This window comes from Dokdonella aquatica (genome assembly GCF_051987395.1).
Classification (GTDB): Bacteria; Pseudomonadota; Gammaproteobacteria; order Xanthomonadales; family Rhodanobacteraceae; genus Dokdonella.
On sequence record NZ_CP197094.1, the window covers coordinates 3125887 to 3141221 of the forward strand.

Sequence of the window (15335 nt, forward strand, 5' to 3'; positions counted from 1 at the left end):
CAGGCGCCGGTGACGCGCGTCAGTCGACCCCGGACGCGAACAGCTGGTCGTTCTCCCACGCGCCGACATCGCAGATGCCCCAGCGATCGGGTTTCACCTCGTCGCGGCAACGCGGCCGCAGGTCGCGGTCGAGGTATTGAGGTGGCGCGTTGAGCGTGTCGCAGACGTCGGTGATCGGCGAGTCGAAACGCGGCCGCCAGTCGCGCTGCGCCGGTGCGAGGAAGATGCGTTCGGGCGGGCGGTCGGTGGTCGAGCGGCGATGGATGATGCCGTTCGACGAGAACGACGTGCCGAGGCTCGCGATCAGGCAGTCGCCGCTCCACTCGCTGTACATCGTGATGCCGGCATCGTGGAACGTGGAGCTGGCGACCTGCAGGCTGACGCCCTGCACGCCGATGATGTCGATCGCGGGCTTGAGCGTGCTGTCGGTCGCGCGCCGCGTGTTGCCGGCGAACGTCGAGTAGAAGATGCGTGTCTTCGGCACGACGTTCGGCGACATGTAGCGCATGCGGATGACCGCGCTGGCCACGCTCGGCGAGTCGTACGAGAGGTTGCCCGTGAATACGGCGCCATCGGTGCGCAGCTGCGCGTTGGCACCGTCCACGAGTGCTCCCGAGGCATCCTGCGCGCGGTTGTCGCGCACGATGGTCTGGACGAGGTTGGCGATGGCGTTCGCGTACACGGCGATACCGCCGCCCATCGTGCCGATCGAGGTGCCGTCGCCGACCTGGTTGTTGCTGATGCGCGTGCATTCGACGCTGGCCGGGCAGTACCAGCCGAACGCGTTCGGATACTCGCGCACGAGCGTGAGGATCGCGTCGTTGGCGACCGCGATGCCGCCGCCACCGCCTTCGGCGCGGTTGCCGTCGACGATGATCTCGCGGGCTTCCATCGTCGTGCCGGCACCGGCGAGATACAGGCCACCGCCGACCGTGAATGCGCGGTTGTTCTCGATGCGCGCGCCGCCGACGTCCTTGCGCGGTGGGTAGCGGTCGATGTCGGGGTTGCCGGTCGCGATGTACGTGTCGCCCATGGTGGCGATGCCGCCGCCCGCGCCGTTCGCGCGGTTGTTGTCGATGCGCACGTCGTCGGCGGCGATGAACGTGTTGCCGCCCCACAGGCTCAGGCCGCCACCGTTGCTCGCGGCCGTGTTGTCGTGCACGCGCGTGCCGGGATGCAGCGTCACCGAGAAGTTGCCGGCCGGACTGCCGCCGCGTTGCGCGTGCAGGCCGCCACCCGACTGCGCGCGGTTGCCGGTGATCTCCACACCCTCGAGCGACAGGCGCACGTGCGCGTTGGTCGAGGTGGCCACGCGCACGCCGCCGCCGTTGGCGTCGCTGCGCCCACCGCTGCGCACGCGCAGCTTGCTCAGGCGCACCTCGTGGTTGCCCGCGGCCAGCGGTTCGATGCGGATGACCGGATCGCTCATGTTGCCGACGATGTCGGCGTAGGGCTGCAGGTCGTCGAGGTCAAGGTCGCAGTTCGCGTAGCCGCCTTCGATCAGCACCGACTGCGCGCCGATCCGCAACGCCTGGACCGTATGCGCCACGGTGTTGGACACCATGATGTAGTCGAGCCCCGGTCCGTTCGCCGCGGCCGCATTGAGGGCGGCCTGGATCGAGGCGTACTGGCAGCGCGAATGGCCATCCACCAGGCCGACGAGGAAGTACTCGGCCGCGTGCACGGGCGCCGCCGCGAGCACGGCGAGCGGGATCAGCAGGCGTCCGAGGCATGGCGGCCGGACGAGGGAAAAGGGCATGCGCAGGCTCCGCTGCAAAGGATTGCGGACTTCTTACGCGGTTCCGCGTCCGAAACCCGCGCCGCATGCGTCGGTACGCCTCAGGCCGACAACGGCTTCTCTTCCATGAGCCCGACGAGGTTGCCGTCCGGATCGCGCAGGAAGCCCGTCCACAGCTCGTGGTCGGGCATGCGTGCGGCGGGCTGCGGCGCGCGCTCGGACACGGCGCCTCTCGCGACGAAGGCGTCGTGCGCAGCGACGATGTCCGTCGCGCGGAAGTACAGGATCGAGTTCGCGCCGACCTGGCCGGCGCCCTGCGGCGTCGTCAGCATGAGGCGCACGCCGTCCGCATCGAGGAACGCGAGCTGCGGCCCCGCGCGGAACAGGAACGCGAGGCCGAGGATGTCGCGGTAGAACGCGAGCGCGGCGTCGACGTCGGACACGGTGATCGCGATCTGGCGGATCGAGGACAGGGCAGGTTCGGTGTGCATGGACAGGTTCACCTCGGCGTGGAACCGCCTTGATCATCGCATGGCACGTCATCGGACCGCGCCATGTGTCCGACGGAGTCGTCAACGCTCGCCTGCGTAGGGATCCGCGATCCCGAGCCCCGCGAGGATGCGTCGCTCGAGCGCTTCCATGCGTTCCGCATCGGCATCATCGATGTGGTCGTGGCCGACGAGGTGCAGCACGCCGTGCACGGTCATGTGGGCCCAGTGGTCGCGCGAGCGCTTGCCCTGCGCGATCGCTTCCATTGCGACGACGGGCGCGCAGATCACGAGGTCGCCGATCAGCGCGGTCTTCTCGTGCGGCATCGGCTCGTACGGGAAGCTCAGCACGTTGGTCGCGTAGTCGCGCTGGCGGAACTGGCGGTTGTAGGCGCGGCCGCGTTCGCCGTCGGTGACGAGGATGTTGACCTCGGCGCGCTTGCGCCGGCCGGCGCCGCGCAATGCGGCCTCGATCCAGCGCGTGAACGTCGCGGTCAACGGCACGCCGGCACGCGCGGTCTCGTTGCGCACGAACACGAGCGGCGTGGCCGCGGCGGGTTTCGCGTCGCGTGGAGGTGATGCGGATTTGCGCGTGGCCATCGCGTCAGCGCTCGAAGTCGCTGTAGAACACCGAGCCTTCGCAGGCGTCGCTGATGATCGTGACGCGGTTGGCGCCCGATTCGGGTACGCCGATCTGGCCGTGCCGCCACGCGAAATCGATGTCGGCCGGATTCGAGAGGCCGTTCGCGACGGTCAGCGCCGGCGACGTCGTCGAGAACGGCGGATCGAAGCGACGCAGGCAGCCGCCCGACGTGCCGCAACCGCTCCACGCGGCGACGACGATCGAGCCGTTGCAGTCGAGCGTGATGCCGTCGATGTTGTTGAGCGAGGTCTGGATCAGCGTGGTCGGCGTGGTGCCCGCGACCGGGTCGAAGGCGAGCACGCGGGCCGAACTGCCCCAGGTCGCGACGAGCACGCGGTTGCCGGTCCGGTCGTAGACGAGGCCGTTCGGCGTGATCGAACCGGTCGACACGGGCGTCGATACGACCGGTGCGGCGAGGTTGGCCACGTTGATCGTGTAGAGCTGGCGGCCGCTGAAATCGCTGACGTAGAGCGTGTCGACGCCGTTCGAGGTGATGCCGTTGAGGAACGATGCGCCCGCCAGCGGCAGGTCGAGCACGGGCGCGGCCGTGTCGATGTCGTAGCCCTTGACGCGGCCACTGTCGAGCGCGAACAGCGTGCCGGCGAGCAGCTCGATGCCGTACGGCGACGTCGGTGCGCTCGTGAACGTCGAGAGCGTGCCGTCGGCCGCACGTGCGAGGATCCCGCGGCCCCCCGAGGTGTTGCTGACGAGGTGACGATCCAGGCGCGCGTGGTACTCGACGCTCTCGGGACCGCTGTAGGTCTGCGCGCCCGCGATCACCGGCATCGCGACGAGTACCGCGGCGAGGAACGATGCGCGCGTCATGGCGTCGTGTTCCCGGCCAGCGCCTTGGCCGCCTGCACGGCATCCTCGCGCGACTCGTAGGCACGCACGATGCGCTGCACGAGCGGATGGCGCACGACGTCCTTCGCGTTGAAGAACGTGAAGCTGATGCCGTCGACGTCGCGCAGCACCTCGATCGCGTCGCGCAGGCCCGACTTGATGTGGCGCGGCAGGTCGGTCTGGGTCACGTCGCCCGTGATCACCGCGACCGAGCCGAAGCCGATGCGCGTGAGGAACATCTTCATCTGCTCGGTCGTCGTGTTCTGCGCTTCGTCGAGGATCACGAACGAGTCGTTGAGCGTGCGTCCGCGCATGTAGGCGAGCGGCGCGATCTCGATGACGTTGCGTTCGATGAGCTTGGTCACGCGCTCGATGCCGAGCATCTCGTAGAGCGCGTCGTACAGCGGGCGCAGGTAGGGATCGACCTTCTGGGTGAGGTCGCCGGGCAGGAAGCCGAGCTTCTCGCCGGCCTCGACCGCGGGGCGCACGAGGATCAGGCGCTGCGCGCGGTTGTCGTTGAGCGCATCGACCGCCATCGCGACGGCGAGGTAGGTCTTGCCGGTGCCGGCCGGTCCGATGCCGAAGTTGATGTCGTTGGTCGCGATCGCGTGCAGGTAGCGCGCCTGGTTCGGGCCGCGGCCACGGATCGTGCCGCGCTTGACCTTGACCGCGACCTCCTGCGCGCCCTCGGCCGCTTCGGCGGCGATCGCCTCGACACCCGACTCCTGCAGATGCAGGTTGACGGCATGCGCGTCGAGCACGTCGGTCGCGGTGAGCGCGTAGAGGTGGCGCAGCAGGCGCGCGGCGATCTGCACGGTCTTCGGATCGCCGGTCACGCGGAACACGTTGCCGCGGTTGGCGATCTCGACGCCGAGGCGCAGCTCGATCTGGCGCAGGTGCTCGTCGAACGGGCCGGCGAGGTTCGAGAGGCGCTCGCCGTCGTCGGGCTCGAGCGTGAAGTCGGAACGGTTGGAGTCGGTCATAGGCGCGCGAGGGTAGCGCGCCGCCCCGGGGGCCGCCAGCGCGGCAACCCCCAGGGTGAACGGAATGGCCGTCAGAGCTTCGGGGCGGTGACGCCGCTGTAGCGGTAGCGCACCTTGTGGCCACCGGACGACAACGCGTGCACGAGCCCGTCATCGCCGACGAACAGGCGCGCCTCGTCCTGGATCTGCCCACGCAACGCGACGCGGTAGGCGAACACCGACGTCTGGATCCCGTCGACCGTGGCGCGCCCTTCGGCACGGCAGCCCGACAAGGCGATGCTGCCGTCGCGCATGCCCGCGTTGATCCTGCGCTCGGTGGCGCGCAGGTCCACGGGCATGCGCCTCCAGCTGCCGTCGACGGACACGTAGAACGCGCCGTCCAGCACGATCGCCTCCATGCGCGTGCCGTCGGCGTCGTCGGCGACGCTGTGACGCGCGTGTTGCGCGGCGGTGCGTTCCGAGGCGGCGACGATCGGCTCGCAGGCGGCTTCGAGGGCGAAGGCGGACGGGCTCGCGAGCGTCAGGGTGAGCAACAGGCTGTGCTTCATGTGCACGGTGGATGTCCTCGTGGCGTAAACATGCGGAAGGTGGCTGGGTACGTCATTGCTCGAGGTGCGACACGTCGAAACCGTCCCAGAACAGCCGGTCGGCCGGCTGCAGGCGTGCGGACACATAGCCCGATCCCACGAGCGGGACATCCGTGAGCTCGCCCGACACGATGTATTGCCGCTCGCCGACGGGACTGATGCCGATCAGGCGTACGCGACCGAAGCGCCCGTTGGCGTCGCCGGCGGGTATCGCATCGAGACTGCGCAAGGCGCCGCTTGCACGATCGATGCGAACGAGCAGTCCGTCGGTGTCGATGCCGCCGCCCTGGTTGGGAGTGTCGACGAGTCCGGCGACCGCCAGCTCGCCGTCCTGTCGCGTGAGCGACCAGACAGTGTGGGCAGGCTCCTGCGCGCAGAGCGAGCCTGTCTCGTTCGAGCCGCCGATCACGACGCGCCCGTTGCTGCCGAAACCGCCGAGATCGAGGCCGTTGCCGGTCAAGCCGACGATACCGATGCCGTTGGTGCAGCTGCGGTGCACGTTGCCGGCGACGAACAACGTGTCCTGCGGGTTCGGCCCGACACCGCCGTCGACGTGCAGCGCTCTTCCGAAGTCGCCACGGTCGCTGGCGGCCTCGTCGAACGGCACGTAACGCACGCCGCCCAAGCCGAAGCTCGTGTCGAGCGTGCCTGACGCGGTCACCTTCGTGATCGCGTAGTCCCAGTCCGCGCCGTTGCGCTGGACCGCGCCGACCGCGTAGATCGGCATCGCATCGCCACCGCCGATGCGGAACGGTCGCGCCATGTCCGCGGCCTCGAGGTTGCAAAGATTGGTCCCCGCGCAGGCCGTGCCGATCGGAACCTCGAAGGGGGCACCCGAGTTGAATCCCGGATCCGCGGCGAGCAGGCCGTTGTTGCCGACGTTGTACTTGGCGATGACCATGCGCGGTCCGGGTGCCTGGCGCTGGGCGAGGATCGTCACCGTGACCGGCTTGGCGACGAGGTTGGTCGTGCGCACGTCGAGCCTGCGTCCGAACTCGTCGACGCTCGCGGCGATGACGCTGAGGTTCTGCCGGAACGAGCCGTCGCCGTTGAAGACGACGATCGCCGCGTCGCGGTCGGGTGGCGACGCGCTGAGCACGCGTGTCACGAGCACGAAGATCGTGTCGTCGGCGTAGGCGATGTCGTCGACGCTTTCGATCTTCGTGTCGCCGGTGCCGCCGTTGGGCAGGTTCGGGTAGACGATGTGGCTCTCGTCGAGCCGGTACGGGTTGGTCGTGGGTCCGTTCCAGAACGCGAAGCCGCCGAGCCGCTTGTAACGTGCGAGGCCGATGTTCCAGTACGGCTGCACCGTGTCGTTGGGGAGGCGCACTCGCCCGGCGACGACGATGTCGCCATTCGGCAGCACGACATGGCGATTGCCTGCGCCCAGCGAGGGAGCCGATCCCACTCCGAACGCGTCGTAGACATAGCCTTGCGCGGAGAAACGAAGATCGAAACCATACTGGGCGTTCGAGGCCGACGGCCATGCCAGCAGCGCGAGCAGCAGCACGGCCAGCCTCGATGCAAGGGCTCGCGATCGCGAGGGAAGATGGAGGTTGCCGCGCGTCATGGGGTCGTCCTTCATGGCGATGGCCGCGGTATGCGGGCCGGTCGGAAGGACGAAACGACAATGTGCGCCGCATCGGTCCATGCGCGGCGTGTCCGATGATGCGCGCTAGACTCGGTGCTCTCCTTCGCGAGGTGGCTGGGCATGACGGGACGAGGCGTGTCGGCGCATGTGGCCATGTCGGTGTTCGTCATCGCCGCGACGTTCAGCCATGCCGCGACGTTCGACGTGCGCGACTGGCCGATGCCGCCGGCCGCATCCGCGAGCTCTCAGCCCGATCTGTCGATCACGCCGCGCGGTGATGTCCTGCTCGCATGGACCGAAAAGACCGGCGACGGTGTGCACGCCCTGCGCTTCTCGCGTCAGGCGACCGCCTCGGGTTCGATCTGGTCGGCGCCACGCACGATCGCGCAGGGCAGTGGCTGGTTCGTCAACTGGGCCGACACGCCGCACATGCTCGCGCTGCCGGACGGCACGCTGTGGGCACACTGGCTACGCCGCAACGGCAAGGCCGTGTACGACTACGGCATCGCGCTCGTGCAGTCGCGCGACGACGGCGCGAGCTGGTCGGCGCCGATCCGCATCGAACCCGAAGGGGCGCGCAACGATTACGGCTTCGTCGCGATGTGGGCGCGCTCGCGCGGCACGCTCGGGCTTGCCTGGCTCGACAGCCGCGCCAAGCAGGCACCCGACGACGCGCATGCCGCCCACGACCACGGCGAGGGGGCGGGCCGCATGATGCTGCGCGCCGCGACGTTCGGCGCGGACACTGCGCGTTCGGACGAACGCATGCTCGATGCCTCGACCTGCGACTGCTGCACGACCGCGGCGGCATCGACGTCGCGTGGTCCCGTGATCGTCTACCGCGGACGCAGCGACGGCGAGATCCGCGACACGCGGATTGTGCGCTTCGAGCACGATCGATGGACCGTACCACGCGATGTCCATGCCGATGGTTGGCGCTTCGCGGGCTGCCCGGTCAATGGTCCCGCCGTTGCCGCGACAGGCAACGAGGTCTGGGTGGCGTGGTACACCGAAGCCGATGGCGCACCGTCGCTGCGCCTCGCGCGGTCACGGGATGCGGGCGACACGTTCGATGCGCCGACGTCGCTCGCGAATGGCGAGGGCGGGCTCGGTCGTGTCGCGCTCGCAAGCGAGGGTGATCACGTGTGGGCCGCCTGGCTCGCTGAACGCGATGGTGGCCGCGACGGCCAGCAGCTGTGGCTCGCGAAGCTCGCCCGAAAGGACAGCCGCGTCATGCACGCGGCCGTGGTCGCGTCGCTCGCCGCGCGCGGCCGTGCGAGCGGCCTGCCGCGTCTCGTCGCGCACGACGGTACCGCGTGGCTGGTCTGGACCGATGTCGTCGACGGTGCGACGCGCCTGCGTGGTGTGTCGGTACGCTGAGAAGAACCTCGTCGCCCCGGCCTGCGCCGGAGCGACAAGTGGTGTGGATCGAGGCTTCGGACCCCAGGCGCCCCCCGGGCGCGCAGGGTGATTCCGCCGTGGCGATGCGGTGCCGGAAAGGAGCCGTCGCCGCCGCTCAGCGGCGGCGCACGAGCACGACGGTGACGTTGTCCGAACCGCCGCCGTCGAGAGCGGCGAGAATGAGCTGGTCGACGCATTCCTGCGCGGACAACTCCGAGCGTGCGAGGATCGCGGCGATCTCGGCGTCGCCGACTTCCTCGGTGAGGCCGTCGCTGCACAGCAGGATCTGCGTTCCGGGCAGGAACTCGCCGCGCACGGTCTCCACGCGCAGCGACTGCGGATCGGTCACGCCGAGCGCCTGCGTCACCACGTTGCGGTGCGGATGGCTGCGCGCCTGCTCGACCGTGATCGCGCCCTGGTCGATGAGCTCCTGGACGTAGGAATGGTCCTGCGAGATCTGCTTGAGTCCGCCGTTCCACAGGTAGATGCGGCTGTCGCCGACCCATGCGATCTCGAACTCGCTGTCGCCGACGAGCCGCATGGTCGCGATCGTCGTGCCCATCGGCAGCGCTTCGCTGCGGCGGTTCGAGTGGCGGATGATCTCCTCGTCGGCGAGTTGCACCGCACGCACGAGCGGGGTGCCCTTGCCGATTTCGCCGACGAGCGTGTCGCGGGCGATCGCGCTGGCCACCTCGCCATGCTCGTGGCCGCCCATGCCGTCGGCGACGAGCCACACGCCGAGGTCGGCATCCGCGTAGTACGTGTCTTCGTTGTGCTCGCGGCGCAAACCGACGTGGGTGCTGTGGCCGAATTCGATCATGCGCGATGGGCGAGCCTGATGAGGGGTTGCCAGGAAAGCACTGGACGCCCCGACCCCTGGGGCTCCGCCTGGAGGCACGGCATCATGCCGCGCACGGCGGGGCCGGCGCAAGGTTCGGCCTTCCCGGGCCTTGTGCGGCGCGGCAGGAGCGGGTTCCGCCATCGTCGTGCACGGCACGGCAGGCCCCGCGCACGGGCATCGGATCGTCGCTGCGTGAGCCGACGCGCAACGTGATGCAGCGCGGGCTCGCGCGTGGCGGCCTCGCGGGGCGCGTCAGGTCTTCGCGGACGCGAGGTCGTCGCGACATGCTTCCGCAGCGTCACATGTGGCGCGTCGCCCGCACGGCCTCGCGTGGATGGCCCCCGGGCACGCGTGCTTCGCCCGCATGGGACACGCAGGTCCGTGATGCGAAAGGAAAACGGACGTATGGACGTCCATCCTTTCATCCGCAACGAAAGCGCGGTTACGGTGCCGTAACGCCTCCGGCGTGAATGTGCATATCAGCGAATGGAACTTCGGGTGCCGCGGTGCAGCACCTAGTCTCGCCGGCGACGGGTCACGGATCGTGCATTCCACGCACCGGCCATCGCGCTGCACGCGTCGGCCGATCTCCGCATGACGATCCCGTCCATGGCGTGCATGCCGGCACGCGCGATCGAAAGGGGTAGCGGGTGCACAAGCGGGTTTCCGTGCGAGTCGGACAACAGGAGGTTGTTGCGAAGAAGGCCAGGACATCGTCATTCCATCCCACGCCGCTCGCGCTCGCGCTGGCCGGCGTGTTCGCCGCGCTGCCGCAGGCGCAGGCACAGGAACCCGCCGCGCCCGATGGCAGCGGCACCGAACTCAACCCGATCGTCGTGGTCGGCTCGCGCAGTGGCCAGGCCACCGTGCTCGAGGCCAGCGCGCCGATCCAGGTCGTCAGCGGCGCGGAGCTGTCGGGCACCGGCTCGCGCACGCTCAGCGAGGCGCTGCAGAAGACCGTGCCGTCGTTCCACTTCCCGACCTCGGCGCCGTCGTCGAACGCGGCGAGCTTCGTCAAGGGCGTGGCGCTGCGCGGCCTCGCCGCAGACGAGACGCTCGTGCTCGTCAACGGCAAGCGCCGCCACGCCTCCGCCCAGCTCAACGCGTCGAGCGGCGCCACCAAGGGCGCGCAGACCGTCGATCTCAACAGCATCCCGATCAGTGCGATCGAGCGCGTCGAGGTGCTGCTCGACGGTGCCTCGGCGCAATACGGCTCCGACGCCGTCGCCGGCGTCGTCAACATCGTGCTCAAGGACCGCGCGCAGGGCGGCGAGATCGGCGTGGCCAGCGCGCGCTACGACCAGGGTGACGGCGAGACCTACAGCATCGACGGCAACGTCGGCTTCACGCTGCCGGGCGACGGCTTCCTCACGGTCGCGTTCGATGCCTGGGACATCGGCCGCACGCGCCTGTCGGTGCCCGACACGCGGCGCATGTACTTCCCGAACGATCCGCGCGAGGCGAGCTACCCGAACCGCGACTGGTTCTACGGCAGCGGCGCGAGCGAGCGCCAGAACCTGTTCTTCAACGGCGAGACCACGCACGGCGGCGTGACGTTCTACGGCTTCGGCAGCTACGGCCAGCGCAAGGACGAGGGCTTCGGCAACCTGCGCCAGCCCAACTCCGACCAGACCGTGCGTGGCCTGTTCCCCGACGGCTTCCAGCCGTGGCTCGACATCGATTCCACCGACGCCTCGGCGACGTTCGGCCTGCGCTGGAGTTCGGAGCGCGCCGGTGATTTCGATCTCAGCGGCACCTGGGGCCGCAACCGCGTCGAGAGTGTCGTCTCCAACACCAACAACGCGAGCCTCGGCCTCGACAGCCCGACGCGCTTCGACACCGGCGACCTGCTCAACGAGCAGTCGGGCCTCAACCTCGACTGGACGCGCGCGTTCACGCCGGGCTTCCTGTCGGCGCCGCTGCAGGTGGCGGGCGGCCTGACCTACCGCCACGAAGCCTACGAGGTGTTCGAGGGCGACTACGGTTCGTGGGCCAACGGCGGCGTGCCGATCCTCGACGGTCCCAACGCGGGCAATGTCTCGACGCCGGCGTCGCAGGGCTTCGGCGGCTTCTCGCCCGACGATGCCGGCCGCCTGTCGCGCAACGTCTACGGCGCCTACCTCGAGGCCGAGAACGACCTGACCGAGAAGCTGCGCATCACCGTGTCCGGACGCGTCGAGGACTACTCGGACTTCGGATCGACACGCAACGGCCGCCTCGCGCTGCGCTACGCGTTCACGCCGACGTTCGCCTGGCGTGCGAGCGCGGGCACGGGCTACCGCGCACCGTCGCTCGGCCAGTCGGCGTACTCGCGCACGATCCCGAACATCACCAACGGCGTGCTCGCGACGAACCGCCTCGCGCGAGTCGACAGTGCGGTCGCGCGTGCGCTCGGTGCGACGCCGCTGACGCCCGAGGAATCGGTCAACGTGTCGACCGGTTTCGTGTGGACGCCGACCGACCGCTTCTCGGCGACGGTCGACGTCTACCGCATCACGATCGACGATCGCATCGTGCTGTCGGAGACGCTGACCGGCGCACTCGTGCGCCAGGTGCTCACCGACGCGGGTTTCCCGACCTACTCGGGTGCGCAGTACTTCACCAACGGTGCCGACACGCGCACGCGCGGCATCGATGCGACGGCACGCTACTCGCTTCGCTTCGGTGGCGACCAGCGCCTTGACCTCAGCGCCGGCTACAACTGGAACGAGACGCATATCACCGGACGCAAGCCGACGCCTTCGGTGCTCGCCGGCAGTGGCCTCGTGCTGATCGGCCGGGAATCCTCGGCGCTGATCGAGGAGGCCAACCCGCGCTCGTTCTCGCGCATCGCCGCCGACTACTCGGTCGGCCGCTTCGACGCGAGTTTCTCGGCGGTGCGCTACGGCCAGTACCAGACGCGGCACACGAGCAACGCGGCGCTCGACCAGACCTTCGATCCGCAGGTCGTCGTCAATCTCGGTGCCGGCGCGCGCCTGTCCGAGCGGTTCAAGGTCTCGCTCGGCGTCGACAACGTGTTCGACAGCCATCCCGACGCGGTCATTCCGGCGCTGCGCAATCCGGTCGTCGCGCTGTACTCGGGCCTGTCGCCCGAGGGCGGCGGCGGACGCCTGTACTACGCGCGCCTCGACACCTCGTTCTGATACCGAACCCTCATTCTTCCGGAAGACCACGCATGAAGACCTCGCTCGTGCTCGCCCTTGCCGCGACCCTCGCGGCCACCGTATCGCTGCCGCGCGACGCCGCGGCCGAAACCCTCACGCCCGTGCGCGAACACGTCACGCCGGCGGTCCGCAGGGACGTCGTCGCCGCGATCGACGCGTGGCGCGAAGCCGTCGTGCGCCAGGACCGCGCCGCACTCGAACGCGCCTACCACGACGACCTCAGCTACGGCCACACCGACGGCGGCGTGCTCACCAAGCAGCAGCAGATCGACCGCACGATCTCGCCCGACCGCGACTTCACCGCGGTCGACGTGACCGATCTCGCGGTGCGCGCCTACGGCGACGTCGCCTATGTGACCGGCACGTACACGTTCCACGTCAAGCCGAAGGGCGAGGCCGTGCGCCTCGCGGTGCTGCCGGGTCTCGACGTGTGGACGAAAGGTCCGCAAGGCTGGCAGCTCGTCGCGCGCCAGCTCACGCGCAAGCCGCAGTGAGGGCCGCGATCATGACCACGCCATTCTCGCGCATCCCGTCGTTCCGTCGCACGCTGCTCGCCGCGGCGGTCGTGTTCGCCTCGTCGCTCGGCCATGCCGCCGATGTGGTGCCGGACCTGCAGGCGCGCGCCGACGCGCTGCAGAAGCGCATCACCAGCCTCGACAACCACCTCGACATCCCGTTCGATTTCGACAGCGGCGACCTCGATGCGACGCGCGACGGTGCATCGCAGTTCGATCTCGCCAAGGCCGCGCGCGCACCGCTCAAGGGTGCGGTCATCGCGATCTTCGTGCCGCAGGCCGCACGCACCCCCGACGGCGTGCGCGAGACGAACGAGAAGGCGCAGCGCAAGCTCGCGATCCTTCAGGGCATCGCGTCGGCGCATCCCGACAAGGCCGCGATCGCAGGCTCGCCCGACGAGCTCGAGCGCATCGAGGCCTCGGGTCGCTTCGCGATCGTGCCGGCGATCCTCAACGCGCAGTTCATCGGCAAGGACCTCGCCCAGCTCGATGCCTGGCACGCGAAGGGCGTGCGCATCGTCGGATTCACCCACAACGGCAACAACGACCTCGCCGACTCGTCGCGCCCGAACCTGCTGCGCGGCGATCGCCTCGGCGAGCACGGCGGTCTGTCGCCGCTCGGCAAGCAGGCCGTCGCACGCCTCAACGACCTCGGTGTGGTCATCGATGTCTCGCAGCTCTCGGCCGCCGCGCTCGCGCAGGTGCTCGCGACGACGCGCGCACCGGTAGTAGCTACGCATTCGAATGCGCGCGCGATCATCGACCACCCGCGCAACCTCGACGACGCGCAGCTGCTCGCGATCCAGCGCAACGGTGGCGTGGTCGCGGTCAACGCGTACAGCTCGTGGGTGCGCCCGTTGCCGAAGGAGGCGATCGACAAGCTCAACGCGATCCGCCGCGAGCACGGCGTGCCCGAGGAGCCCGGCATCGCGGGCGTGCAGCCGCTGACGGAGAAGGGCGTCAAGGTGCTCACCGCCGAGCAGTTCGAGCGCTACAGCAAGGCGTTCCACGCGGTCACCGGTGCCGCGGCCTATCGCGCGACGCTCGCCGAGTACGTCGACCAGATCGACTATGTGGTCGGCAGGATCGGCGTCGACCACGTCGGCATCTCGTCGGACTTCAACCACGGCGGCGGCGTGACCGGCTGGAACGACGTCGGCGAATCGGCGCACGTGACCGCCGAGCTGCTCAAGCGCGGCTACAGCGAGGCCGACATCGCCAAGCTGTGGGGCGGCAACTTCCTGAGCGTCTGGGCGAAGGTGCAGTCGCTCGCGAAACCGGCCCCGTGAGCGCGACGTCGCTCGATCGCCGCCGCATCCTCGGCCTGCTCGGGACGTCGCTGCTCGCGGCAGGCTGGGGCCGCCACGTGCTCGCGGCGCGGCCGTCGCGCAAGGTCGTCGTGGTCGGCGCCGGCATCCTCGGTGCCGCGATCGGCTACGAGCTCGCGCGCCGTGGCGCCGAGGTGACGATCCTCGAGAAGTCCAAGCCTGCCGCAGGCACGACCGGTGATTCGTTCGCCTACCTCAACGCCTCGACCAAGTCGTCGTCGAAGCCGTACTTCGACCTCAACGCGTTCGGCCTCGCCGGCTGGCGACGCTGGCAGCACGAGGCCGGTGCCGAGCTGCCGCTGCAATGGGGCGGTGCAGCCTACTGGCGTGACGACGAAGAAGCCTCGGCGAAGCTGCAGTCGACCCTGCGCATCGTGCAGGGCTGGGGCTACGGCGGCGAGCGCATCGATGCCGACGACCTGCGCCGCCTCGCGCCCAAAGTCGTGCCCGGCAAGCTCGTGTCGGGCGCGTTCTACGACGAGGAAGGCGCGGTCGATCCGGTCGGCGCCGTCGACGCGCTGCTCGATCGCGCCAGGCGTCTCGGCGCAGTCGTGCGCCATCCGGTCGATGTCACCGGCTTCCTCGTCGACGGCGGCCGTGTACGCGGCGTGCGCACGCGCGACGGCGACGTGACCGCCGATGCCGTCGTGCTTGCCGCGGGTCTCGGCAGCCAGGCGCTCGCGCAGTCGCTCGATGTCGCGCTGCCGCTGACCGCGTCGCAGGGCGTGCTCGTGCACACCGCGCCGCAACCGCGCCTGCTCGATGTCGTCGTGTTCTCGCCGGGCAGCACGATCCGGCAGACCCGCGACGGCCGCATCGTCAGCAGCAGCGGTCACGAAGGCTCGGCCAGCGCGGGCACGCCCGAGGAGCAGGGCCGCCGCATCCTCGGCGCGGCCGCGCGCGTGCTGCCGCAGGTCGCCGATGCGCGCATCGAACGCGTGAGCTTCGGCCAGCGCGTGCTGCCGTCCGACACGTTCCCGGTGCTCGGCTTCGCGCCGAAGGTCGCACAGCTCTACGTCGCCGTGACCCACAGCGGCATCACGCTCGCCCCCGCGATCGGCCGCTTTGCCGCGCAGGAGATCCTCGACGGCATCGCGATCGAGGCGCTCGCGCCGTTCCGACCCGGGCGGTTCGCGTAGTCGGTCCGCTTCACGACATCGCCCCGGAGGCAGGCTGGGAACGGACCTTGCCACGCGATGACGGGCCGTTCCCC

13 protein-coding genes are annotated in these 15335 nt (G+C 69.6%); 5 read left to right on the forward strand and 8 right to left on the reverse strand.

The features are described from left to right. Positions 1-19 precede the first annotated feature (19 nt). The 7 genes from ACQQ2N_RS13970 to ACQQ2N_RS14000 all read right to left on the reverse strand — a co-directional run bounded on the left by ACQQ2N_RS13970 (position 20) and on the right by ACQQ2N_RS14000 (position 6852). On the reverse strand, positions 20-1759 hold the full coding sequence (locus ACQQ2N_RS13970) for a hypothetical protein (protein WP_440222190.1): 1740 nt from the start codon (positions 1757-1759) through the stop codon (positions 20-22). 80 nt (positions 1760-1839) lie between these two features. Beyond that, positions 1840-2229, reverse strand: coding sequence for a VOC family protein (locus tag ACQQ2N_RS13975; protein WP_440222191.1), 390 nt, complete (start codon positions 2227-2229; stop codon positions 1840-1842). 81 nt (positions 2230-2310) lie between these two features. Further along, positions 2311-2826, reverse strand: coding sequence for an rRNA maturation RNase YbeY (gene ybeY, locus ACQQ2N_RS13980; RefSeq protein ID WP_440222192.1), 516 nt, complete (start codon positions 2824-2826; stop codon positions 2311-2313). A 4-nt stretch (positions 2827-2830) separates the two neighbouring features. Continuing rightward, a complete protein-coding gene (locus tag ACQQ2N_RS13985; RefSeq protein ID WP_440222193.1) occupies positions 2831-3694 on the reverse strand; it encodes a hypothetical protein in 864 nt (287 codons plus the stop codon). Then, positions 3691-4695: a PhoH family protein gene (locus ACQQ2N_RS13990; protein ID WP_440222194.1), complete on the reverse strand. Its 1005-nt coding sequence runs from the start codon at positions 4693-4695 to the stop codon at positions 3691-3693. Before ACQQ2N_RS13990 ends, ACQQ2N_RS13985 begins: the two co-directional genes overlap by 4 nt. A 71-nt stretch (positions 4696-4766) precedes the next feature. Then, positions 4767-5243: a hypothetical protein gene (locus ACQQ2N_RS13995; protein WP_440222195.1), complete on the reverse strand. Its 477-nt coding sequence runs from the start codon at positions 5241-5243 to the stop codon at positions 4767-4769. A 52-nt stretch (positions 5244-5295) separates the two neighbouring features. Further along, positions 5296-6852: a hypothetical protein gene (locus ACQQ2N_RS14000; RefSeq protein WP_440222196.1), complete on the reverse strand. Its 1557-nt coding sequence runs from the start codon at positions 6850-6852 to the stop codon at positions 5296-5298. A 141-nt stretch (positions 6853-6993) separates the two neighbouring features. Between ACQQ2N_RS14000 and ACQQ2N_RS14005 the strand changes: the two genes are divergently transcribed. Beyond that, positions 6994-8253: a sialidase family protein gene (locus ACQQ2N_RS14005; RefSeq protein ID WP_440222197.1), complete on the forward strand. Its 1260-nt coding sequence runs from the start codon at positions 6994-6996 to the stop codon at positions 8251-8253. Between the two features lie 136 nt (positions 8254-8389). On the opposite strand, the gene ACQQ2N_RS14010 is transcribed toward ACQQ2N_RS14005, so the two are convergent. After that, complete coding sequence (locus tag ACQQ2N_RS14010; protein WP_440222198.1) at positions 8390-9094, reverse strand: PP2C family protein-serine/threonine phosphatase; 705 nt, start codon at positions 9092-9094, stop codon at positions 8390-8392. Positions 9095-9783: 689 nt separating this feature from the next. Between ACQQ2N_RS14010 and ACQQ2N_RS14015 the strand changes: the two genes are divergently transcribed. Genes ACQQ2N_RS14015 through ACQQ2N_RS14030 form a run of 4 tightly spaced genes read left to right on the forward strand, consistent with a single transcriptional unit; the run spans position 9784 to position 15261 of the window. Next, positions 9784-12258, forward strand: coding sequence for a TonB-dependent receptor plug domain-containing protein (locus tag ACQQ2N_RS14015; RefSeq protein ID WP_440222199.1), 2475 nt, complete (start codon positions 9784-9786; stop codon positions 12256-12258). Positions 12259-12290: 32 nt separating this feature from the next. Further along, positions 12291-12773, forward strand: a complete 483-nt coding sequence (locus ACQQ2N_RS14020; protein ID WP_440222200.1) for a nuclear transport factor 2 family protein — start codon at positions 12291-12293, stop codon at positions 12771-12773. Positions 12774-12784: 11 nt separating this feature from the next. Next, complete coding sequence (locus ACQQ2N_RS14025; RefSeq protein ID WP_440222201.1) at positions 12785-14083, forward strand: dipeptidase; 1299 nt, start codon at positions 12785-12787, stop codon at positions 14081-14083. Further along, complete coding sequence (locus ACQQ2N_RS14030; RefSeq protein WP_440222202.1) at positions 14080-15261, forward strand: NAD(P)/FAD-dependent oxidoreductase; 1182 nt, start codon at positions 14080-14082, stop codon at positions 15259-15261. The genes ACQQ2N_RS14025 and ACQQ2N_RS14030 overlap by 4 nt, the downstream gene beginning before the upstream one ends. Positions 15262-15335 lie beyond the last annotated feature (74 nt).